Annotated in this window: 15 protein-coding genes; 10 read left to right on the top strand and 5 right to left on the bottom strand. The window is 76.1% G+C overall.

Annotation, left to right across the window (positions count from 1 at the left end):
• Window positions 1-97 precede the first annotated feature (97 nt).
• Both ACVWNX_RS21780 and manB read left to right on the top strand, forming a co-directional pair.
• Window positions 98-1,597, top strand: a complete 1,500-nt coding sequence (locus ACVWNX_RS21780; RefSeq protein ID WP_454409199.1) for a peptidoglycan recognition protein family protein — start codon at window positions 98-100, stop codon at window positions 1,595-1,597.
• Between the two features lie 108 nt (window positions 1,598-1,705).
• Entirely contained in the window at window positions 1,706-2,788 is a 1,083-nt protein-coding gene (gene manB, locus ACVWNX_RS21785; RefSeq protein ID WP_454409201.1) for a mannose-1-phosphate guanylyltransferase, read from the top strand.
• Window positions 2,789-3,047: 259 nt separating this feature from the next.
• Here the strand turns inward: manB and ACVWNX_RS21790 are convergent, their stop codons facing one another.
• The 4 genes from ACVWNX_RS21790 to ACVWNX_RS21805 all read right to left on the bottom strand — a co-directional run bounded on the left by ACVWNX_RS21790 (window position 3,048) and on the right by ACVWNX_RS21805 (window position 7,552).
• Window positions 3,048-4,061: a DNA-3-methyladenine glycosylase family protein gene (locus ACVWNX_RS21790; protein WP_454409203.1), complete on the bottom strand. Its 1,014-nt coding sequence runs from the start codon at window positions 4,059-4,061 to the stop codon at window positions 3,048-3,050.
• A gap of 521 nt (window positions 4,062-4,582) precedes the next feature.
• Complete coding sequence (locus ACVWNX_RS21795) at window positions 4,583-5,920, bottom strand: coenzyme F420-0:L-glutamate ligase (protein WP_454409204.1); 1,338 nt, start codon at window positions 5,918-5,920, stop codon at window positions 4,583-4,585.
• The gene (cofD, locus tag ACVWNX_RS21800; RefSeq protein ID WP_454409206.1) at window positions 5,917-6,900 is read right to left on the bottom strand and encodes a 2-phospho-L-lactate transferase; all 984 of its coding nucleotides are present in this window, start codon (window positions 6,898-6,900) and stop codon (window positions 5,917-5,919) included. Before cofD ends, ACVWNX_RS21795 begins: the two co-directional genes overlap by 4 nt.
• Window positions 6,901-7,054: 154 nt before the next feature.
• Window positions 7,055-7,552: a cysteine dioxygenase gene (locus ACVWNX_RS21805; protein WP_454409208.1), complete on the bottom strand. Its 498-nt coding sequence runs from the start codon at window positions 7,550-7,552 to the stop codon at window positions 7,055-7,057.
• A 756-nt stretch (window positions 7,553-8,308) separates the two neighbouring features.
• Between ACVWNX_RS21805 and ACVWNX_RS21810 the strand changes: the two genes are divergently transcribed.
• The 3 genes from ACVWNX_RS21810 (at window position 8,309) to ACVWNX_RS21820 (ending at window position 15,010) form a co-directional block, all read left to right on the top strand.
• Window positions 8,309-8,593, top strand: a complete 285-nt coding sequence (locus ACVWNX_RS21810) for a WhiB family transcriptional regulator (protein ID WP_454409210.1) — start codon at window positions 8,309-8,311, stop codon at window positions 8,591-8,593.
• A 1,069-nt stretch (window positions 8,594-9,662) separates the two neighbouring features.
• Window positions 9,663-13,526, top strand: a complete 3,864-nt coding sequence (locus ACVWNX_RS21815; protein WP_454409212.1) for a glycosyltransferase — start codon at window positions 9,663-9,665, stop codon at window positions 13,524-13,526.
• Entirely contained in the window at window positions 13,523-15,010 is a 1,488-nt protein-coding gene (locus ACVWNX_RS21820; protein WP_454409214.1) for a DUF5719 family protein, read from the top strand. The genes ACVWNX_RS21815 and ACVWNX_RS21820 overlap by 4 nt, the downstream gene beginning before the upstream one ends.
• Window positions 15,011-15,225: 215 nt before the next feature.
• Here the strand turns inward: ACVWNX_RS21820 and ACVWNX_RS21825 are convergent, their stop codons facing one another.
• Complete coding sequence (locus ACVWNX_RS21825) at window positions 15,226-15,675, bottom strand: metallopeptidase family protein (RefSeq protein WP_454414879.1); 450 nt, start codon at window positions 15,673-15,675, stop codon at window positions 15,226-15,228.
• 330 nt (window positions 15,676-16,005) lie between these two features.
• Here ACVWNX_RS21825 and ACVWNX_RS21830 point away from each other — a divergent pair, with 330 nt between their 5' ends.
• From ACVWNX_RS21830 to manA, 5 genes are all read left to right on the top strand, one after another.
• On the top strand, window positions 16,006-16,428 hold the full coding sequence (locus ACVWNX_RS21830; RefSeq protein WP_454409215.1) for a DUF3499 domain-containing protein: 423 nt from the start codon (window positions 16,006-16,008) through the stop codon (window positions 16,426-16,428).
• A gap of 558 nt (window positions 16,429-16,986) precedes the next feature.
• Entirely contained in the window at window positions 16,987-18,354 is a 1,368-nt protein-coding gene (locus tag ACVWNX_RS21835; protein WP_454409217.1) for a phosphomannomutase/phosphoglucomutase, read from the top strand.
• A gap of 533 nt (window positions 18,355-18,887) precedes the next feature.
• Window positions 18,888-19,058 carry a Trm112 family protein gene (locus tag ACVWNX_RS21840; RefSeq protein WP_454409219.1) on the top strand — a complete coding sequence of 57 codons (171 nt, stop codon included), beginning with the start codon at window positions 18,888-18,890 and terminating at the stop codon, window positions 19,056-19,058.
• 225 nt (window positions 19,059-19,283) lie between these two features.
• The gene (locus ACVWNX_RS21845; RefSeq protein ID WP_454409221.1) at window positions 19,284-20,510 is read left to right on the top strand and encodes an SIS domain-containing protein; all 1,227 of its coding nucleotides are present in this window, start codon (window positions 19,284-19,286) and stop codon (window positions 20,508-20,510) included.
• 97 nt (window positions 20,511-20,607) lie between these two features.
• Window positions 20,608-21,870 carry a mannose-6-phosphate isomerase, class I gene (gene manA, locus ACVWNX_RS21850; RefSeq protein WP_454409223.1) on the top strand — a complete coding sequence of 421 codons (1,263 nt, stop codon included), beginning with the start codon at window positions 20,608-20,610 and terminating at the stop codon, window positions 21,868-21,870.
• Window positions 21,871-22,043: the final 173 nt, after the last annotated feature.

Consider the following 22,043-nt stretch of genomic DNA (forward strand, 5'->3'; position numbering starts at 1 on the left):
GGGTCCGCGCGCCCGGGTGAGGTCCATCCCGGTCGATCGGACGGTCCGTCAATTCCCGGATGGACATAGTCGTATATTCATGTTCACTATCGGGCGTATGCGTGGATTCCTTGCTTCCTCCATCGGCGTCACCTGCGCGGTCGCACTGACCTTCCCGCTCACCCTCCCCGCCGGGGCCCAGGCCGCCCCGCGCGGTACGGACGCCCCACCACCCGGCCCCCGGACCCTGCCCGCCGCCCAACGGCCCGCCGACCCCTCCGCGGTGCCCGGCGCCACCCAGTCCCTCCCGCTCGCGCCCCCCGCCACCGACCGGAGCCGCACCCCGGACACCGGCGACACCGGCGAACGGGTCCTCACCCGCCGCACCGTCCGCCCGTTCTCACTCCTCGGCGTGATCTGGGACGACGTCGGCACCGAACTCGAAGGCGACGCCCAGGTCCGCACCCGGAGCACCGGCACCGGCACCTGGACCGGCTGGCGGTCCCTCGACACCCACGGCCACGACCACGCCGCCGACCCCGACACCGCCGAGGCCCGCTCCGGCCGGGTCCGCGGCGCCACCGCCCCGCTGTGGGTCGGCGACTCCGACGGCGTCGAGGTCCGCGTCACCGGCCGCCCGCGCGCCAAGGCCCCGCAGGGCACGACCGCCCCCGCGCCGCTCCCCGCCGGACTGCGCCTCGAACTCGTCGACCCCGGCCCCGAACCCGCGCCCGCCCCCGACGACCGGGACGACGACCGGAATGGCGACGACCTCCCCGGCCCGTCCGGCGCCTCGTACGGACTCCCCGTCACGCCCGGGCTCCCCGGCCCCGACGGCCTCGACGACCTGCCCGGGTCGTCCGGCGCGTCCGGCACGGGCACGGGCACCGGCACCACGGGCGTTCCCGGACTCACGGGCGGGGTCCCCGGACTGACCGGCGTCCCCCCGTACGGGACGTTCGCCCCGCTCGCCGCCCTCACCGGCGAACCGGCCCGGGCCAGCGCCGCCGGGTACACCGCGCCCCGCCCCGCGATCGTCACCCGGCGCAACTGGGGCGCCGACGAGAGCCTGCGGGAGTCCGGCTTCGTGTACACCGGGTCCGTCAAAGCGGCGTTCGTGCACCACAGCGCCACCGGCAACACGTACACCTGCGCTCAGGCACCGTCCGTCATCCGTGGTATCTACCGCTACCACGTCCAGAGCAGCGGCTGGCGCGACATCGGCTACAACTTCCTGGTCGACAAGTGCGGCTCGATCTACGAGGGCCGCGCCGGGGGAGTCGGCAAGGCCGTACTCGGCGCCCACACCCTGGGGTTCAACAGCAACACCATGGGCATCGCCGTGCTCGGCTCCTACGGCACCACCACCCCGTCGTCCGCCGCGGTCAAGGCGGTCGCCAAGATCACGGCCTGGAAACTGGGTCTGTACGGGGCCAATCCCCGGGGCAAGACATATCTGACCTCGGGCGGTGGCAATCTGTACCGAAAGGGAAAGAAGGTTCGGCTCCATGTGATCTCCGGGCACCGCGACGGCTTCGCCACGGAGTGCCCGGGAGCCCGCCTGTACGGCAAGTTGGGCACCGCCCGCAGCACCGCGGCCCGTCTGCAAGGACGCTGATCACGCAACCACCGTCACCCTGATCGCGTCTGCCGGGCGGAGCCGGTCCACACACCGGCCGACCGGCGACGCGACCGGTCGGCCCCTGGCAGAAGGCAGAGACGACAGGTGACAGAAGCGATCCTCCTGGTGGGCGGCAAGGGCACCAGACTGCGTCCGCTCACGGTCAACACCCCCAAGCCGATGGTCCCGGCGGCCGGGGTGCCCTTCCTGACCCACCAGCTGGCGAGGGCCCGCGCCGCGGGCATCGACCACATCGTGCTCGCCACCTCCTACCTCGCGGAGGTCTTCGAACCGTACTTCGGCGACGGCTCCGCCCTCGGGCTCCACCTGGAGTACGTCACCGAACGGGAACCCCTCGGCACCGGCGGGGCCATCCGCAACGCCGCCGAACGGCTGCGGGCCGCGCCCGGCGACCCGGTCGCCGTCTTCAACGGGGACATCCTCACCGGCCTCGACATCCGCGCCCTGCTCGCCACCCACGCCACCAGCGGCGCCGACGTCTCCCTCCACCTCACGAAGGTCCCCGACCCCCGCGCGTACGGGCTGGTGCCGACCGACGGGACGGGCCGGGTCACCGCCTTCCTGGAGAAGCCGCAGACCCCCGAGGAGATCGTCACCGACCAGATCAACGCGGGCGCCTACGTGTTCCGCCGCGCGGTCATCGACACCATCCCCGCCGGACGGCCCGTCTCCGTCGAACGGGAGACCTTCCCCGGGCTGCTGGACTCCGGCGCCCACCTCCAGGGCATGGTCGACTCCACCTACTGGCTGGACCTCGGCACCCCCCGCGCCTTCGTGCGCGGCTCCGCGGACCTGGTCCTGGGCCGCGCCCCCTCCCCGGCGGTCCCGGGGCGCTGCGGCGACCGGCTGGTGCTGCCCACCGCCCGGGTCGCGGCGGACGCCAAGCTCACCGGCGGCACCGTCATCGGCCACGGCGCCCGGGTCGGCGCGGGCGCCCGGATCAGCGGGAGCACCGTCCTGTCGGGCGCGGTCATCGCCCCCGGGACGGTCATCACCGACTCGCTCGTCGGCGCCCGCGCCCGGATCGGCGCCCGCACCACCCTGCGGGACACCGTCGTCGGCGACGACGCGACCATCGGCCCCGACAACGAACTGCGCGACGGGGCCCGGGTGTGGTGCGGCGCGGCCCTGCCCGCCGGGGCGGTGCGCTTCTCCTCCGACCAGTGAGCGGGCGGGGCGGGGGAGAGGGCGCCCGCCCCGACCGGGGCGCCCGCCCCGACCCCCACCGCCCGGCGCCGGACTGCCCCGCGCCGACCCGCACTGCCCCACGCCGCTGTAACCGCCGCCGCTGTAACCGCCAGCGCTGGAACACCAGCGCTGGAACACCAGCGCTGGAACACCAGCGCTGGAACCGCCGGTGCCGGAACCCCCAGCGTGGGAACCGCCAGCGTGGGAGACCCCGGCGCCGAAGGCTCCGGCGTCGGAACTACCAGCGTCCGATGTCGGTGCGGGGCATCCGGGGCCGGCGCCGGGCGGGCACCCGCCCCGACAGCAGCACCAGCCGCACCGCCCGGTGCCGCTGCCCCGCGTACGGCTCCAGCAGCCGCAGCATCGCCGCGTCGTCCGCGTCCCGGTCCCCGGCCAGCGCGTGCCCCACGATCCCGGGCAGGTGCAGATCCCCGACGGTCACGCAGTCGGCGGCCCCGTGGCTGCGCTGCACCACCTCCGAGGAGGTCCACGGCCCCACTCCGGCGACCGTCTCCAACCGCCGCCGGGCGGCCTCCGGCTCCATCCCGGCCGCCTGCTCCAGCCGCGCGGCGACCCGGACCGCCCGCAGGATCGTGGCCGCGCGCTTGTCGTCCACCCCGGCCCGGTGCCACTCCCAGGACGGCACCCGCGACCAGACCTCCGCCGGGGGTGTCACCCACAGCCGGGGCACCCCGGCCCCGTCCCCGGCGGGGCCGGGCGCGGGCTCGCCGAAGCGGCTCACCAGCAGCCGCCACGCCCGGTACGCCTCGTCCGCCGTCACCTTCTGTTCCAGCACGGACGGGATCAGCGACTCCATGACCAGCCCGGTGCGGACCAGCCGCAGCCCGGGCCGCCGTCGCCGGACGTCCGCCACCAGCCGGTGCCGGGGCACGAACTCCCCGGGGCGGTCGGCGGCGCCCAGCCACTCGGGCAGCCGGTCCAGCAGCCAGTCGGCGCCCGGGCCCCACGTCGTGCCCTCGAACCCCGCCGCGACAGCCGCCACCCGCAGGGTGCCGGGCCCGGCGGGCGTACGGCAGGCCCGCCACACCGAGCCGTCCGGCAGCGCACGGAACGTCGGGTCACCGGGCCCGCGCCGCAGCGGGCCGAGCACCAGCCCCAGGTCCACCGGCCCGTCCGGGACCCACACCCGGTTCCGCCCGGCGGGGCCCGTCCCGCCCCGGCCGGTGGGGACGGCGACCTCGCCGCCCCGCACGGTGACCCGGGTGGGCCGCTGCTCGAAACGTCCTGCCATCGCCGGTGCCTCGCGCTCCCGTTCCCGTGTCCTGTACGGCCCTGTGCCCCGTACGTTCCTGTGCTCCCCGTCCACGCCTACGTCCTGTACGACCGGGTGCGCCCCGCGTTCCGCGCACCCGCCCGCCACTGGCCGCCGCCGCGCGCCCGGAGCGACACCCGACGGCCGCGCCACCGCCTTCCATAGTGCCTCGCCCGCCTCGACGACCCGCCCGCCTCGACGACCCGCCCGCCTCGACGACCCGCCCGCCTCGACGACCCGCCCGCCTCGACGACCCGCCCGCCCGGACGACCCGGCCGCCCGGGCCGATCCGATGACCGACGGTCCGCCCCGGCCGACCCGACGCCCGGCCCACCGGACGATGGGGGGACCGCCGGACCGCCGGACCGCCGGACCGCCGGACCGCCGGACCGCCGGACCGACCGCCGACCCGCCGGTCCGACAGGTGGACTGCCGACCCGACAGACGGACCGCCGTACCGCCGGAGCGCTGGACCACCAGACCGCCGGACCCGTCCGGACTCAGCGCACCGCGATGAACGCCTCCGCCGAGCGAGGCGCCCGCTCCGCCGGTGCCGTCGCCGGGTGCCCCACGGCGACCGCGCCCATCGGGTCCCAGTCGGCGGGCAGCTCCAGCACCTCGCGCACCACGTCACGGCAGAACATCGTGGACGACACCCAGGCCGAGCCCAGCCGCTCCCCGGCCAGCGCCACCAGGAGGTTCTGCACCCCCGCGCCCGTCGCGACCACGAACATCTCCCGCTCGGCGGTGTCCCGCCGGACGTCCCCGTAGTGGTGGGCGCCCTCGCTGACCAGGCACGGAACCACCAGATAGGGCGCGCCGCGCAGCACGTCCCCGCGCCGCACCCGCCGGGCGACGGACTCCTCCGACCTGCCGTCCCGCCGCAGGTCCGCGATCCAGGCGTCCCGCATGGCGTCCAGCAGCCGCAGCCGGGTCGCGGGGTCCTCCAGCAGGACGAACCGCCAGGGCGTGGTGTGGTGCGGCGCGGGCGCGGTGACGGCGGCGGCGACCGCCCTGCGCACCGCCCCCGGATCGACGGGCTCGTCGGTGAACGCCCGTACGGTGCGCCGCCCGGTGACGGCCTCGCGGACCGCCTCCGAGGTGCCGAGCCGGAACATGTCGTCCCGGGCCTCGCGCACCAGCGCCCGTGCCCCCCGGTCCACGGCCGGGTCCGGGCCGTCGTCGTCCGGGTGGACGACGCGCGCGAGCCCCCGCACCACGGCGACCGGCAGTCCGGCGGTCTTCCCCTTGACCAGGTCGCCCGCCGCGGCGAGTTCGTCCGCCGTGGCCACGACGGTGACGGCGAGCGGATTGCCGTGGGTGTCGACCCCGCCGCGCAGATCGTCGAGGACGCGGACGCCCGCCGCGCCGATGGCGATGTCGGTGAGGCCGGAGCGCCAGGGGCGGCCCGAGGTGTCGGTGACGACGACGCCCACCCGCACCCCGAGGGCGTCGTACAGCCCGTCGCGCAGGGCCCGCGCCGAGGCGTCGGGGTCCTCGGGCAGCAGCAGCACCGTGCCGCCCGGGGTGTTGGAGGCGTCGACCCCGGCGGCGGCCATCACCAGCCCCAGCCGGTTCTCCACGATCCGCAGCGCGCCGCGCCGCGCGACCACGCGGACGGTCTCGGCGTCGATGGCGGCCTCGCGGTCGGCGGCGGCGACGATCCGGCCCTCCGCCTTGGAGACGATCTTCGAGGTGACCAGGACGACGTCCCCGTCGGCCAGCCCCGGTTCGGCGGCGGCGATCAGCTTCGCCAGGTCGTCCCCGGGGGCCACCTCGCCGATGCCGGGCACCGCCCACACGTGGAACCCGGGGGCCGCGTCGCGCTCCGCGCTCATCCGCGCGCCTCCTCGGCGAGGTCCAGCGCGGCGGCGGCCATCCGGGCGGTGGCGTCGAGGTCCGTCATCAGCAGCGGCACCGCGCGGCAGCGGATGCCCGCGGCCTCCACGCGCGCGACGGCGTCCGCGTCGGAGGTGTGCACCAGCCAGCCGTCCAGCAGCCCGGAGCCGTAGTGCTCGGCGACCGCCGCCGGGGAGGACTCCACCCCGACCGCCGCGAGGACCTTGTCGGCCATCCCGCGCACCGGGGCGTTCCCGATGAGGGGGGAGAGCCCCACCACCGGGACCCCGGCGTCCGCGACGGCCTCCCGGATCCCGGGCACCGCGAGGATCGTGCCGATGCTGACCACCGGGTTCGACGGGGGGAAGAGCACCACGTCGGCGGCGGCGACCGCCTCCAGCACACCGGGCGCGGGCTTGGCCTCCTCGGCGCCCACCGGAACCACCGCGTGCGCCTCGACGGAGGCCCGCAGCCGCACCCAGTACTCCTGGAAGTGCACCGCCTTGCGCTGACCGGCCTCCGGTTCGCCCTCCGGGACGGTGATCGCCACATGGGTCTCGACGCGGTCGTCCGACATCGGCAGCAGCCGCACGCCCGGCCGCCAGCGGTCGCACAGCGCCTCGGTGACGGCGCTCAGCGGGTATCCGGCGGCCAGCATCCGGGTCCGCACGATGTGCGTCGCGAAGTCCCGATCGCCGAGCCCGAACCACTCGGGCCCCACCCCGTACGCGGCGAGCTCCTCCTTGACCCGGAAGCTCTCGTCCTCGCGCCCCCAGCCCCGCTCCTCGTCGATGCCGCCGCCCAGGGTGTACATCACCGTGTCGAGGTCCGGACAGACCTTCAGACCGAAGAGGTGGATGTCGTCCCCGGTGTTGCCGATGACGGTGATGTCGGTGACCCCGCGGTCCTCCGCGATCTCCTTGAGACCCCGGAGGAACCGGGCGCCGCCGATGCCGCCTGCCAGTACCACGATGCGCATGCGGGCCAGTCTGTCAGGCGGGTCCGACACTCCCGTCGGCCTCCCACCGGGCCGGGCGCGCACCGTGGCGCGATCCCGTTCCCCCGGCCCGTCTCCCGTCCCCGTCCCGCCCTTGACCCGAGGCGTTCGCCGTCGCCCCGCGCGCCCACCGGGGTCAGGCGGTCGCCGGGGCGCTCGCTCCGGCGCACCGGGCCGCGCGCATCGGCATCTCGGTCAGGCCGGGGTAGTAGACGTGCAGACTGACCGCGGGCTCCAGCGCGTCGTTGGCGACCTCGTGGACGTAGCCGGGGGCGAAGACCCGCTGCGCGCCCGGCCGCAGGGTCCGCGAGGTCCGTCCGGTGTGCTCGGTGAGGGCGCCCTCCAGCACGGTGAGCACCCCGCTGGACGCGCCGTGGTCGTGGAGTCCGCTGCCCTGGCCGGGCACCCAGGACAGCAGCCACACCTCGTAGCCGGGTCCGGTGCGCAGCCGGTGGTACCAGCGGCTGGTGGCGTCGTAGCGCACCAGGTGTTCCCACTGGGCGCGGTCGGCGGCGATGGAGCGGGCGAGTCCGGCGAACTCCGCCACGGTGACGGGGTGTTCACGCGCGGGCTGCAGGAGGTGCGGCACCTCAAGGATGTCGCCCGCGATCTGGAGGTCGCTGTCGCTGTTCATGGGCTGCGGTGTGTCCTCGGCGGCGGTGAGGGGGCGGGGGGTGGGTACGGGGGTCCGTGCGCGGTGACGGTTTCCCGTGGGGCTCCGTCCGGCCGTGGTCCGCCCGGGTCACGGACGGTGGGGGAACGTTCCGCGCGCCGGGGCGCCCGGGATGCGGGCGGTACGGGCGGGGCGGGACGCGGCGGTGGAGCGGCTGGAGCGCGGTGGGCTCAACAGCAGGGGAGACAACAGCTACAGCGCGAGCGGGCAGCACCGAGGGACCCGGGGCGGGTCACGGAAAGCGCCAAGTTCGCGAGCATGCCCACCAGGCAACCGGTTCACACCTGCGATGTCAACCGTGCCGCCGGTCGAGTGGCCGGGATTCACCGGTTCCAGTGGTGCCCGTTGCCGAAAGGTTTGCGTGCGCGTTGACCGGACGGCGCGTGCAACGCGTCGCACGACCCCCGGGGTTGCGGTACCGCGCCCCCCGTGTGATCCGTTTCGCTTCCGCGCCGTGGCGGCAACGGGACCCCGTTCGGGCCCGTCTCTCCTAGTGAGACGGCCCGAGCGGCAGTGGACGTCGAGTGCTGTCACGATTTATGCGGATTTGAACACTTACCGTATACCCTTGGTTCCGCAGAGTGAATAAGGGGCCCAATAGCAGATCCCGGCTTGACTGGCTCGGATCGGCACACTTGTAATTTCACTCGTGTCGTTCGGCTGGGAACGGTCGGCGGCCGCATCACAGGGGACGCAAAAACAGACGAGGGGCGCTACATGACCGAGCTGTTCCAGCACCTGCTGATCGAATCAGTGGAGACCGTCGAGGGCATGGACGAAGAGGAACTCGGCTGGCAGGAGCGCGCGCTGTGCGCCCAGACCGACCCCGAGTCCTTCTTCCCCGAGAAGGGCGGCTCCACCCGCGAGGCCAAGAAGGTCTGCCTGGCCTGCGAGGTCCGGTCCGAATGTCTTGAATACGCCCTCGCCAACGACGAACGCTTCGGCATCTGGGGCGGGCTGTCCGAACGCGAGCGCCGCCGCCTCAAGAAGGCGGCGGTCTGACACCCGGACCACCACGGTCCCGTGGCCCCGGCTGCTCCGGGTGCCTCCCTCCCCGGCTCCGGCCGCCTCCGTCCGCTCCGCCGGTATCCGGCCGCCTCCAGCCGTCTCCGGTGGCTCCGGCGGATCCGCCCCTCCGGCTGACGTGGCCCGCTGAGCCGGAGGACCCGCAGGGCCGGGCGGCCTCGTGGCGCCGGGCGAACCCGGTGAGCCGGACGGACCCTCCGGGCCGGGCGAACCCTCCGGGCCGGGCGAACCCTCCGGGCCGGGCGAACCCTCCGGGCCGGACGGACCCGGTGAGCCGGACGAGCCGGATGGCTCCGATGAGCCGGACAAGCCAGAGAAGCCCGATGAGCCCGATGAGCCGATGGGGCAGAAGAGCCGATGGGGCAGATGAGCCGCGAGTCCGGTGCGGTACGCGGACCGGCAGGCTCGCCAGCCCCGGCGGTGCGGGTTCGCCGGTCCTGACGGTTCTGCCGGCCCCGGCGGCTTCGGCGGCCGGGTTGCCACCGGTGACCTAGGCAGTCCGACTGTCACGGGCAGCCCCCGACTGCCGACTGCCGATTGCCGGGCGCCGACTGCCGACTGCCGACTGCCGGGCGCCGACCGCCGGGTGGCCGGGCAGGTCCGGCACCCCGGGGTTGACCCGCGCCCGGCCCGGCGCCCTCCTCCCCGCCGCCCGTCCGTGGTGCCGAGCCCCCCGCTCACCCATCCACTCCCATCCCACCACCGCGCACTCGCACCCCCACCCGCTACACCACCCACCCCCACCGGCCGGGCCTTCCGTGCTCCCGAGCCCCCCGCTCCCGGGCGTCCCCACAACGCCGGGACGCCCCGCCCCCCGACCGTCCCGGGCCCCCACCACCTCTTTCCCCGTCACCCACGGCCACGGTATGGGGGACACGGACGGGGTTCCCGGTTATCCACAGGCGGTTGTCCACAGGCGGCGACCGGTCCGGCGCCCAGCCGTTAATGTGGTCGCTCGTCCGAGACCCTCGACCTCCCGTGACCCACGGCCACCGGAGTCTCGTGCGCGTCGACCACAGTCCAGCGAACCGGGGCCCGCACCTCGATGTCCCTGCACAGCCGGCCGACAGGCCACCCCGCCGTCACGGCCAGCTTCCCCGCGTCCCCGCGACCGGCCCTGGCCGACCCGACCAGTCCGCCCGAGCACCCCCGGCACGTCGTGACCGCCGTCGTCGTCGCGCACGACGGCGCCCGGTGGCTGCCCGACGCCCTCAGCGGACTCCTCGGCCAGTCCCGCCCCGTGCAGAACGCGTTCGCCGCCGACACCGGCAGCGCCGACGACTCCGCGCGGCTCGTCACCGAGGCCCTCGGCCCCGACCGCGTCCTCCACCTCGCCCGCCGCACCGGCTTCGGCCAGGCCGTCGACGAGGTCGCGCGCACCGCCCCCGTCCTCACCCCCGACGACCTGCCCTACCTCAAGCGCCCCAGCGGCTGGGACCCCGTCACCCGCAGCTGGCACGACGACGCCTACGACCTGCCCGCCCTGCCCCACGGCGAACCCGAGCAGTGGCTGTGGCTCCTCCACGACGACTGCGCCCCCGAACCGGACGCCCTCGCCCACCTCCTGCGCGCCGTCGAGAACGAACGCGAACTCGGCCACGAGGTCGCCGTCGTCGGCCCCAAGCTCCGGGGCTGGTACGACCGCCGCCAGCTCCTGGAGGTCGGCGTCACCATCGCCCCCAGCGGCCGCCGCTGGACGGGACTCGACCGCCGCGAACAGGACCAGGGCCAGCACGACCACGTCCACCCCGCCCTCGCCGTCTCCACCGCGGGCATGCTCATCCGCCGCGACGTCTTCGACGCGCTCGGCGGCTTCGACCGCAACCTGCCCCTGATGCGCGACGACGTCGACCTGTGCTGGCGCGCCCACCACGCGGGCCACCGCGTCCTGGTCGCCCCCGAGGCCGTCGTCCGGCACGCCGAGGCCGCCTCCCGCGAACGTCGCGGCATCGACTGCGCGGGCCGTGGCACCAGCTCCCCCCACCGCACCGACAAGGCGGGCGCCTCCTACGCCCTCCTCGTCAACACCCCCGCCGGATCGCTGCCCTGGGTCCTCGTCAGACTCGTCCTCGGCACCGTCCTGCGCGCCCTCGCCTACCTCGTCGGCAAGGTGCCCGGACGCGCCCTCAACGAGGTCACCGGACTCGCCGCCACCCTGCTGCGCCCCGGCCGCGTCCTCGCCGCCCGCCGCGCCCGGGGCCGCTCCCGCGCCGACAAGGGCGAGCTGAGACCGCTGTTCCCGCCGCCCGGCGCCACCCTGCGCGCCGCCGTCGAACAGCTCACCGGCAACCTCGTCCGGGGCTCCGAACCCGACTCCGGAGGCCGCCACGGCGCCGTCGAGTCCGGACCCGGCGGCGACGACGCCGACTTCCTCGAAGTCGAACAGTTCGCCCGCCTCAAGCGCGTCGGCCGCAAACCCGGTCCCGTGCTCTTCGCGGTCCTGCTGATCCTCACCCTGATCGCCTGCCGGTCCCTGCTCGGCGGCAGCCTCGCCGGGGGAGCGCTGCTGCCCGCGCCCGCCGACGCCGCCGACCTCTGGGCCCGCTACACCGACGCCTGGCACCCCGTCGGCACCGGCGGCACCCAGCCCGCGCCGCCCTACCTGGCGCTCGTCGCCCTGCTCGGAAGCGTCCTGTTCGGTTCCCCCGGACTCGCCGTCACCGTCCTGCTCGTCGGAGCCGTACCGCTCGCGGGCGCCAGCGCGTACCTCGCCTCCCGGCCCCTGGTCATGTCCCGGCTGCTGCGCGCCTGGGCGGCCGTCGCCTACGCGCTGCTGCCCGCCGTCACCGGCGCGGTCGCGGGCGGCCGGATCGGCACCGCCGTGCTCGCCGTACTGCTGCCGCCGCTCGCCCGCACCGCCGTCACCGCCTCCGGCCTCGCCCTGCCGCACGGCTCCACCACCCGCGCCCCCTGGCGCGCCACCTGGACCTTCGCCCTGCTGCTGACCGTCGCCACCGCCTTCACCCCCGTGGTGTGGCCCCTCGCGCTGGTCCTCGGAGCCGCCCTGCTCGCCGTGCGCCGCCGCGACGCCCTCGCGTACGGCGCCCGCGTCCTCGCCGCCCTCGCCACCCCCCTGCTGGTCCTCGCGCCCTGGTCGCTGACCCTGCCGCCCACCGGCTTCCTCCAGGAAGCCGGGCTGGAGTACGACGGCGCCCCCGCCAACCCGCTCGACCTGCTCGGCGCCTCCCCGGGCGGCCCCGGCACCGTCGGCGGCCTGCTGCTCACCGGCATCCTCCTGGCGGCCCTCGCCGCCCTCCTGCGCACCGAACGCCGCACCGGCGTCCTCACCGCCTGGACCACCGCGCTGGCCGGTCTCGTCCTCGCGGTCCTCGCGGGCGGCACCGTGTGGACCGGCCCCGCGACCCTCGTCTACGGCCTCGCCCTGCTCGGCGCCGCGGTCCTCGGCGCCGACGGCGCCCGCCACCGCGTCGCCGAACAGAGCTTCGGCTGGCGCCAGCCGGTCGCCGCGCTCATCGCCTTCGCCACCGCCGGGGGCACCCTCCTCGCCGCCGCGGGCTGGCTGATCGGCGGCGCGCACGGCCCCCTCGAACGCCGCGACCCCGTCCAGGTGCCCGCGTTCGTCGCCGAGGAGAGCCGCACCCAGGACCAGGCCCGCACCCTCGTCATCGACGGCGACGGCACCTCCCGCGTCGCCCACACCCTCGTCCGGGGCTCCGGCGCCCGCCTCGGCGACGCCGAACTCGCCGCCTCGGCCCCCGAGGACCCCCGCCTCGACGACGTCGTCGCCCACCTCGTCGCGGGCTCCGGCGCCGACCAGGCCGACCAGCTCGGCGAATACGCCGTCCGCTACGTCCTCGTCCGCGACGGCGCCCCCCGCGCCATGAGCCGGGTCCTCGACACCACCCCCGGCCTGTCCCGGCTCAGCCAGCAGGACGGCAACGCCCTGTGGCGCGTCGACCGCCAGGTCTCCCGCGTCGCCGTGGTCCCGGAGTCCGGCGACCCGCTGCCGGTCGCCGCCGGTCCGGTCGAGGTCCACACCGACCTCCCGCCCGGCCCCGAAGGCCGGGTGCTGCGCCTCGCGGACCGGGCCGCCCCCGGCTGGCGCGCCACCCTCGACGGGAAGCCGCTGACCCGGGTCACCGTCGACGGCTGGGCCCAGGGCTTCGCCCTGCCCACCTCCGGCGGACGCCTCGACGTCACCCACGTCCCGCCCGCCACCCACACCGCCTGGCGGTGGGCCCAGGGCGCGCTCGCCGTCGTCCTCGTCGTCCTCGCCCTGCCCGGCCGCCGCCGCGACGTGGACGACGACCTCCCCGACGGGGAACCGTCCGCCGCCGCGCCCGCAGCCGAGGGCCGCCACGCCCGACGGCTGGGCGACCAGCCCCCCGCGCCCGACGGCCCGCGCTCCCCGGCGCCCGCCCCGGCCGCCGCCGGACAGCCCGCCGTCCCCGCCCCGAGACCCGCCCGGGAGACCCCGGAACGGCACGCCTCCGCACCCCCGCTGGCGGCCCCCGGAACGAATCCACCCCGGCGCCCCGCCCCCGGTGACCCCTACCGGGACGGCTACGACCGGGAGGCCCACGACGGGGGTGACCACGGCCGGGGCACCGCCGACCGGGACGCCCCCGACCAAGAGGTCCCCGGCCGGGGCGCCTTTGACCGAGGCGCCTACGGCCCGGACGCCCGCGACCCGTACCCGTCGCCCCCCGCCCCGAACACCCCGTACGGATTGGACGGATTGGACGGACCGGAGGGACCGGACCACCGGAACCCCGCCCGCTCACCGGGGTACGGGTCGTACGCCCCGGAGCCCGGACACGGCACCGGCACCGCCCACCGTCACGAAGGCCCGGACGGCCCCGCCCCCGGGTACGGGCGCCCCGGCGCCGGGGCGCCGCCGCTCCCGTACCGCACCGACCGCGAGCGCCCCGACGGGAGCCAGCAGTGAAGCGCACCACCCTGTCCCTGTTCGCCGTCACCGCCGCGCTGGCCGCCGTCACCGGGCTCGCCACCGCGACCCTGCCCGAGGAGACCGGCGCCGGGGCGGCCCCGGTCGCCGAGCGGCTCCCCGTGGAGCGCTCCGGAGCGCTCTGCCCCGCCCCCGGCGACTCCGGCCCCGCCAGGACCGCCCACACCTCGTACACCCCGGGGACCGAGGGGGCACCCGACGGCGGCCGGGCCCGGCTGAGCCCCGCCGACCCGAAGTCCGGCGGCCCGGGGAAGCCCGGCGACCGCCCCGCGCCGGTGCTCGCCCCGAAGGCCCCCGGCACCCCGGTCACCGCCGTGACGTCGGACGCCGACGCCCCCGCCCTGATCGGCGCCGCCGAGGGACGGCTGGCCCCCGGCTGGACCGTCCAGCAGACCACCGTCGTCCCCGGCGGCGAGGGCCGCGGCCTCCTCGGCCTCACCTGCGCCGCCCCCGACACCGAGTTCTGGCTGCCGGGCGCCAGCACCGCCAAGGACCGCACCGACTACGTCCACCTGACCAACCCGGACGACGCGGCGGCCGTCGTGGACATCGAGCTGTACGGACGGGGCGGCGCCCTGGTGTCCGCCCTGGGCGAGGGCATCCAGGTCCGGCCGCGCGCCAGCGTGCCCGTCCTGCTGTCCACCCTCACCGACGAGCCGCAGGGCGATCTGACGGTCCACGTCACCGTGCGCAGCGGCCGGGTCGCCGCCGCCGTACGGGCCACCCACGCCCGGCACGGCGCCGACTGGCTTCCCCCGTCCGCCGACCCCGCCCCCGCCGTGGTGGTGCCCGGCGTCCCCGACGACGTCACGGCCGCCCGGCTCGTCGTCTTCGCGCCCGGCGACCAGGACGCCGAACTCTCCGTCCGCATCGCCTCCCCGAACGGCCCGATCACCCCCGCCGGAAACGAGAGCCTGCACGTCAAGGCAGGGATGACCGCCGCCGTCGACCTGGGGGACCTCACCAGGGGAGAGGCGGGCTCCCTGCTCCTCACCCCCAAGGACCGCACCAGCGCCCCGGTCGTCGCCGCCCTGCGGGTGGTGCGCGGCGAGGGCGCCCGCGCGGAGACCGCCTTCATCCCGGCGAGCACCGCGGTCGGGCGACGGGCCACGGCCGCCGACAACCGCGCCAAGGGCACCTCGCTGGCCCTGACCGCCCCCGGCGAGGACGCCAGGGTCCGGGTCACCGCCTCGGCGGGCAGCAGGGGCGGCACCCCCGTCACCAAGACGTTCACGGTGCGCGGGGGTACCACCCTGGCGACGGGGCCACTGGTCCCCGAGGGGCTGAAGGGGACGTACGCGCTGACCGTCGAGACCCTCTCCGGCGGACCCGTGCACGCCGCGCGCACCCTGGAGGTCCCCGGGGGCGGCGTCCCGATGTTCACCGTCCAGACGCTCTCCGACGACCGGAGCACCGTCCTCGTCCCGGAGGCGGAGGAGGACCTCTCCATCCTCCAGAGGTGACCGCCCGTCCGGCCGTCCGGAGGTGACCGCGCCTCAGGAGGGGCGACGGGTCACCTCCACGGCGGCGGTCCCGTCCCGGCGGACCGTCCAGCCGGACCGGTGGATCGGCTCTCCGGACCGGCGCAACGGTGGGGTCGGCTCTCCGGACCGGCCCCCGCGAACGACCGCTTCACCAGACCGGGACCGACCGTTCCCCGGGCTCGGGGGCCGGCCGCTCAGTCCTCGTCGTAATGGGGGTCGACGGTCTCCGGGGTGAGCCCCAGCAACTCGGCGACCTGCTCCACCACGACCTCGTGCACCAGCGCGGCCCGCTCGTCGCGCCCCTTGGTGCGGATCTCCACCGGCCGCCGGTAGACCACCACCCGGGCCCGCCGCCCCTCGCGCGCCGGGACGATCCCGCCCAGCGGCACCGGGTCGTCGCCCCAGTCGCCCTCCGGGGGGTCCAGCCGGGGCACCTCCAGGACCATGAAGTCGAAGTCCGCGAGCTGCGGCCAGCGCCGCTCCAGCCGTTCGACGGAGTCCTGCACCAGATCCGTGAACAGCTCGGCCCGGCTGGCGGCGAGCGGCACCTGCGGCGGGGCCACGGGGCCGCGCATCCCCCGGCCGTGCCGGTCACGGCGACGGGGACCACGGTTCGCGGCGTCGGGGGGCACGGGGTTGTCCATCACCGACGAAGCGTAGTCCTCCGGGGCCCCGCGTGGCCGCCGCCCGCCCGGCCCGTGTCACCGGGACCGGCCGCCGACCGGGAAGCGGTCCTCCGGCACGCCCGGCGGCCCGATGTAGGCCATGTCACTTGTTGACCATTCCAGCCAAGATCATGATCAGTAATGATCATTTATTCCGCCCGGCGATCAGGTGCCCGGCGAGGGAAATGCCCCTACTGCTGACGACTCGTCACCCGCTCCGACCTTCTGACCTGAGGTCATACGGGAAGTCCGGGGGCGGGTATCGGAAACCGTGAGGGTCGTGTTCACGCCACGACACGGTGGGGTGGCGTGCGGAGGAGTCGTCGCGGCCCGCTCAAGAGTGCGGTACCGTCCATCATCGTGAGCCCTGTACGTCGCTGTTCGCGCACCGCGTGCGGCCGTCCCGCCGTCGCGACGCTGACGTACGTCTACGCCGACTCGACCGCGGTCCTCGGCCCCCTCGCCACCTACGCCGAGCCCCACTGCTACGACCTGTGCGCCGAGCACTCCGAGCGCCTCACCGCGCCCCGTGGCTGGGAGGTCGTCCGGCTCGCCGAGGCCAGCGGCCCGGCCCGGCCCACCGGTGACGACCTCGAAGCCCTCGCCAACGCCGTCCGCGAGGCGGCCCGCCCGCACGAACGCTCCGCCGAGGCGGGCGGCCGGTCCGGCGCCGACCCCGTCGAGGTCGGCCGCCGGGGCCACCTCCGCGTCCTGCGCTCCCCGGACTCCTGACCCGGACCCAGCCCCGGACCGGCCCTCCGAACCGGACCCCCGCTCCGAGCCCCTGACCCGGACCTCCGGCCCGTACACCGGCCCGAGCCCCTGACGGCCCGGACCCCGAGCCAGATCTCCTGAACCAGACTCCCGACCCAGGACTCCCGACCCGGGCTCGCGACCGGAACCCACCCGCCGCCGGACCTGGCGACTGGGCCTCACCCGCCGCCGGACCTGGTGACCGGGTCCACCCGCCCACCGGACCCGGTGACCGGACCCCACCCGCAACCGGCCCCGGTGGCTGGGCCCCGGTGGCCGGGCCCGCCCTCCCACCGGACCTCCGGCACCAAGAGGCCACCCCGGGCACCAAGAGGCCACCTCCGGCGGCACCCGGCCGCCCGGCCCGCGCCGGAGCCCCACCGCACCCCCGCCGGACCACCGTCCCGCCCCCGACCAGCGGCGACACCGTTCCGGCCGAAACCGGTCCCACCTCCCACCACCCCCCGCGCCGCCTGCCGCCGCCCACCCCCCTACGGGTAGTTTGGGGAACCTCAGAGACCTCCAGAAGGGTTTGCCGTGGCTGTTGACCTGTCGCACATCGTGAAGGCGTACGACGTCCGCGGAGTGGTTCCGGACCAGTGGGACGAACCGCTCGCCGAACTGTTCGGCGCGGCCTTCGCCCAGGTGACGGGCGCTCACGCGATCGTGGTCGGACACGACATGCGGCCCTCGTCCCCGGGACTGTCCCACGCCTTCGCACGGGGCGCCGCCGCCCTCGGCGTGGACGTCACCGAGATCGGGCTCTGCTCCACCGACCAGCTCTACTACGCGTCCGGCGCCCTCGACCTGCCCGGCGCGATGTTCACGGCCTCCCACAATCCGGCCAAGTACAACGGCATCAAGATGTGCCGCGCCGGAGCCGCCCCCGTCGGCCAGGACACCGGACTCACCGAGATCCGCGTCCTCGTCGAGGGCTGGGCCGAGAGCGGCGAGACCCCCGCGCCGGCCGCCGCCCCCGGCACCCTCACCCGCCGCGACACCCTGAAGGACTACGCGGCCCATCTGCGCTCCCTCGTCGAACTCGACGGCATCCGCCCGCTCAAGGTCGTCGTCGACGCGGGCAACGGCATGGGCGGACACACCGTCCCCACCGTCTTCGAGGGCCTCCCCCTGGACCTCGTCCCCCTCTACTTCGAGCTCGACGGCACCTTCCCCAACCACGAGGCCAACCCCCTCGACCCCGCGAACATCGTCGACCTCCAGGCCCGGGTCCGCGCCGAGGGCGCCGACCTCGGCATCGCCTTCGACGGCGACGCCGACCGCTGCTTCGTCGTCGACGAGAACGGCGACCCCGTCTCCCCGTCCGCGATCACCGCGCTGGTCGCCTCCCGCGAACTCGCCAAGAACGGCGGCGAGGGCATCGTCATCCACAACCTCATCACCTCCTGGTCCGTCCCCGAGGTCGTCCGCGAACAGGGCGGCACCCCCGTGCGCACCCGCGTCGGCCACTCCTTCATCAAGCAGGAGATGGCGAACACCGGGGCGATCTTCGGCGGCGAGCACTCCGCCCACTACTACTTCCGCGACTTCTGGAACGCCGACACCGGCATGCTCGCCGCCCTCCACGTCCTCGCCGCCCTCGGCGAACAGGACGGCCCGCTCTCCGGACTGGTCGCCCAGTACGACCGCTACACCGGCTCCGGCGAGATCAACTCCACCGTCGACGACCAAGCCGCCCGGCTCGCCGCGATCCGTGCCGCCTACCAGGACCGCGACGACGTCACCCTCGACGAACTCGACGGACTCACCGTCACCGCCGCCGACTGGTGGTTCAACGTCCGGCCCTCCAACACCGAACCGCTGCTCCGCCTCAACGCCGAGGGCCGCGACGAGGCCGCCATGACCAAGATCCGCGACGAGGTCCTGACCCTCATCCGCGCCTGACCCCGCCCACCACGGGTACCGGACGACAACCGTCCGGTACCCGCCCCACACCGGACAACGCACCCCAACCGGGACGCACCCGAAAGGGGCGCGGGGAACGGCGCGAGCAACCCCAACCCACCCGCACCGAACAACGCACCCGAAGGGGGCGCGGGGAACGGCGCGAGCAACCCCAACCCACCCGCACCGAACAACGCACCCGAAGGGGGCGCGGGGAACGGCGCGAGCAACCACGGCGCACCCGCACCGGACAACGCACCCCGGCCAGGGCGCACCCAATAGGGGCGCGGGGAACTGCGCGAACAACCCCAACGCACCCGCACAGAACAACGCACCCGAACCGGAGCGCACCCGAAGGGGCGCGGGGAACGGCGCGGGGCACCCGAAGCGCACCCGCACCCCACCCGGACGGGCCAGAACAGCCCGCCCCGGACGGGCACCCCGCCGACCCGGCGGCGCCCGGGCCACGGCGGTACGCTGACCAGCGGGCGGGGACCCGCCCCCGCCCGCCCATGCCGGAAGGAACCACCCTCATGCCGCTCGAAGCCGGACTCCTGGAGATCCTGGCCTGCCCGGCCTGCCACGCCCCCCTCACCGAGGCGGAGGCCGAGCTGATCTGCACCGGCGAGGACTGCGGCCTCGCCTACCCCGTCCGGGACGACATCCCCGTCCTCCTCGTGGACGAGGCCCGCCGCCCCGAGTAGGCCGCCGCCCGGAGGCCCGCCACCGCGCCTCCGGCGCACCCCGCGGACCCGCCGCCCAGGAGGGCCACCACAGCCTCCCGCGCCCGGCCACCGCCCTCCGGGCCCGGCCACCGCCGTCCCGCGCCGGGCCGCCCCGCACCCGACGGCCCCGGTACCCCGCCCCGGCACGCCCGCCGGACCGCCCGCAGCCCGCACCACCGCACAGCGCATCGGAGGTCGCCCCCCATGCTCGACGAATCGCTGCTGGACGAACCCGAGGCACTCGCCAGGGCCGACCGGCGCCGCCTGCTGCGGGGCGCGGCCGAAGCGGGCGCCCGGGTCCGCACCGCCGTCCGGCACGCCACCGAGGCGGGCGTCGACGACCTCCGCCCCGACGGCCGCCCCCGCGCCGTCCTGATGGCGGGCCCCGGCGCCGCCGCCCACGCCGCCGCCGACGTCCTCGGCACCCTCGCCGGAGGCGGCTGCCCCGTCGTCCGCCTCGACGCCACCGGCGTCGCCGCCGCCCCCGGCGCCCTGCGCTGGACCCTCCCCGGCTGGGCCGGACCCGTCGACCTCCTCCTCATCGCCACCCCCGACGGCACCGAACCCGGCCTCGCGCTCCTCGCCGAACAGGCGTACCGCCGAGGCTGCACCGTCGTCGCCGTCGCCCCCGACCGCACCCCCCTCGGCGAGACCGTCGACGGCGTCCACGGCCTCACCCTCCCCATGGCGACCGCCCCCTACGAGGAGGACGAACCCGCCGCGGCCGCCTCCCCCGGCGCCCTGTGGGCCCTGCTCACCCCGCTGCTGATGCTCCTCGACCGCACCGGACTCGTCACCGCCCCCACCGAGGCCCTGGAACGCGTCGCCGACCGCCTCGACCGCACCGCCGAACGCTGCGGCCCCGCCACCGCCACCTACGCCAACCCCGCCAAGACCCTCGCCGCCGAACTCGCCGAGGCCCTCCCCCTGATCTGGACCGAAGGCCCCTCGGCCGGACCCGCCGGGCGCCGCTTCGCCGCCGCCATCGGCGAACTCGCCGGCCGCCCCGCCCTCGCCGCCCAGCTCCCCGAGGCCCTCCCCGCCCACGGCGCGTTCCTCACCGGCGACCTCGCCGCGGGCGCCGACCCCGACGACTTCTTCCGGGACCGCGTCGAAGAGGCCCAGGCCCTGCGCGCCCGCGTCGTCCTGCTGCGCGACCGCCCCACCGGCGTCCTCAGCGCCGCCCCCGCCGCCCGCGAACTCGCCCTCGGCCACGACACCGCCGTCAGCGAACTCGAATCCGGCGCCGCCGACCGCGCGGACGGCCCCGAAGACCCCGCGCCCACCGGCCCGGACACCGACGGCACCACCCCCGACGGCCCCCCGCCCGGCGACCGCGCCCGCCCCGGGGACGAACTCGAAGCCCTCGCGGAACTGATCGCCGTCACGGATTTCGCCGCCGTTTACCTGGCGCTCGCCTCAGGGGCCTGACCTTGACCCGGGGCCCCGCCCCGGCCGCCCCTCCCACGCCCGCCACCCGGCGGACCCCGGCGGCTCCGACGCCGAATCCGCACCCCGAAGGAACCGCATGGACCGCCTCGCCAACCCCGTCCGCCCCTACGCCTGGGGCTCGCCCACCGCCATCCCCGCCCTCCTCGGGACGGAACCCACCGGCGAACCCCAGGCCGAGATGTGGATGGGGACCCACCCCGGGGCCCCCTCGCTCACCCCGCGCGGCACCCTCGCCGACCTGATCGACGCCGACCCGCACGGCACCCTCGGCACCCCCGCCGTCACCCGCTTCGGCCCCCATCTGCCGTTCCTCCTCAAGATCCTCGCGGCGGGCGCCCCCCTCTCCCTCCAGGTCCACCCCGACCTCGCCCAGGCCCGCGAGGGCCACGCCCGCGAGGAGCGCCAGGGCATCCCCCTCACCGCCGCCCACCGCAACTACAAGGACACCAACCACAAACCCGAGCTGATCTGCGCCCTCACCCCCTTCGAGGGCCTCTGCGGCTTCCGCGCCCCGCACGCCACCGCCGACCTCCTGGAAGCCCTGGCGGTCGACTCCCTCAAGCCCTACGTGGACCTGCTGCGCGCCACCCCCGAGGACGCCGCCCTGCGCGAGGTCCTCACCGCGATCCTCACCGCCGACCGCGACGGGATCGCCACCACCGTCACCGAGACCGCCGAAGCGTGCGCCCGGTTGGCCCGCGCCCTCACCCCCGGCACCCCGGCCGCCACCACCCCGGTGGCCCCCGGCACCCCGGTCGCCACCACCCCGGTGGCGGCGGACCCCGACACGGCCCGCGCCGCCGCCTACGCCGCCTACGCGGACCTCGCCCACCACTTCCCCGGCGACCCCGGCGTCCTCGCCGCGACCCTCCTCCACCACGTCCGGCTCCAGCCCGGCGAGGCCCTGTTCCTCGGCGCCGGAGTCCCGCACGCCTACCTCCACGGCCTCGGCGTCGAGATCATGTCCACCTCCGACAACGTCCTGCGCTGCGGCCTCACCCCCAAACACGTCGACGTCCCCGAACTGCTCCGGATCGTCCGCTTCGAAGCCGCCGACCCCGCCGTACTGCGCCCCGAGGCCGCCCCCGGTGAGGAAGAGGTCTACGACACCCCCATCGACGAGTTCCGCCTCTCCCGCCTCACCCGCACCGAAGCCGCCCCGCCCGGCGACCTCACCACCCACACCCCCCAGATCCTGCTCTGCACCACCGGCACGGTCACCCTGCGCGGCGCCACCACCGAGACCCTCACCCCCGGCACCTCCGTCTTCGTCCCCGCCGACGAACCCGTCGAGGCCACCGGAACCGGCACCCTCTTCCGCGCCACCGTCCTCGTCTGACCCCGACCCCCGGCCCCGCCTCCGTCCCCCGTACGGCGAACGGTTCTCCCGTACGGGCGACACATGTGCCCAACCCGCTGCGCGGGCCCCCTCCGCCCCGTACGATCCCGCATCGGCGTCCCGCCCCGGCCCGCACCAAAGAACACGGCACCGCACCACCACAGCCGTCACAC

The organism is Streptomyces sp. JNUCC 64, from assembly GCF_054484115.1.

Bases quoted from the DNA above. Each gene is read 5' to 3' on its own strand.
- ACVWNX_RS21780 (WP_454409199.1), top strand. From the start codon at position 98: ATGCGTGGATTCCTTGCTTCCTCCATCGGCGTCACCTGCGCGGTCGCA.
- ACVWNX_RS21790 (WP_454409203.1), bottom strand. From the start codon at position 4,061: ATGGCAGGACGTTTCGAGCAGCGGCCCACCCGGGTCACCGTGCGGGGC.
- ACVWNX_RS21795 (WP_454409204.1), bottom strand. From the start codon at position 5,920: ATGAGCGCGGAGCGCGACGCGGCCCCCGGGTTCCACGTGTGGGCGGTG.
- cofD (WP_454409206.1), bottom strand. From the start codon at position 6,900: ATGCGCATCGTGGTACTGGCAGGCGGCATCGGCGGCGCCCGGTTCCTC.
- ACVWNX_RS21805 (WP_454409208.1), bottom strand. From the start codon at position 7,552: ATGAACAGCGACAGCGACCTCCAGATCGCGGGCGACATCCTTGAGGTG.
- ACVWNX_RS21810 (WP_454409210.1), top strand. From the start codon at position 8,309: ATGACCGAGCTGTTCCAGCACCTGCTGATCGAATCAGTGGAGACCGTC.
- ACVWNX_RS21815 (WP_454409212.1), top strand. From the start codon at position 9,663: ATGTCCCTGCACAGCCGGCCGACAGGCCACCCCGCCGTCACGGCCAGC.
- ACVWNX_RS21825 (WP_454414879.1), bottom strand. From the start codon at position 15,675: ATGGACAACCCCGTGCCCCCCGACGCCGCGAACCGTGGTCCCCGTCGC.
- ACVWNX_RS21840 (WP_454409219.1), top strand. From the start codon at position 18,888: ATGCCGCTCGAAGCCGGACTCCTGGAGATCCTGGCCTGCCCGGCCTGC.
- ACVWNX_RS21845 (WP_454409221.1), top strand. From the start codon at position 19,284: ATGCTCGACGAATCGCTGCTGGACGAACCCGAGGCACTCGCCAGGGCC.
- manA (WP_454409223.1), top strand. From the start codon at position 20,608: ATGGACCGCCTCGCCAACCCCGTCCGCCCCTACGCCTGGGGCTCGCCC.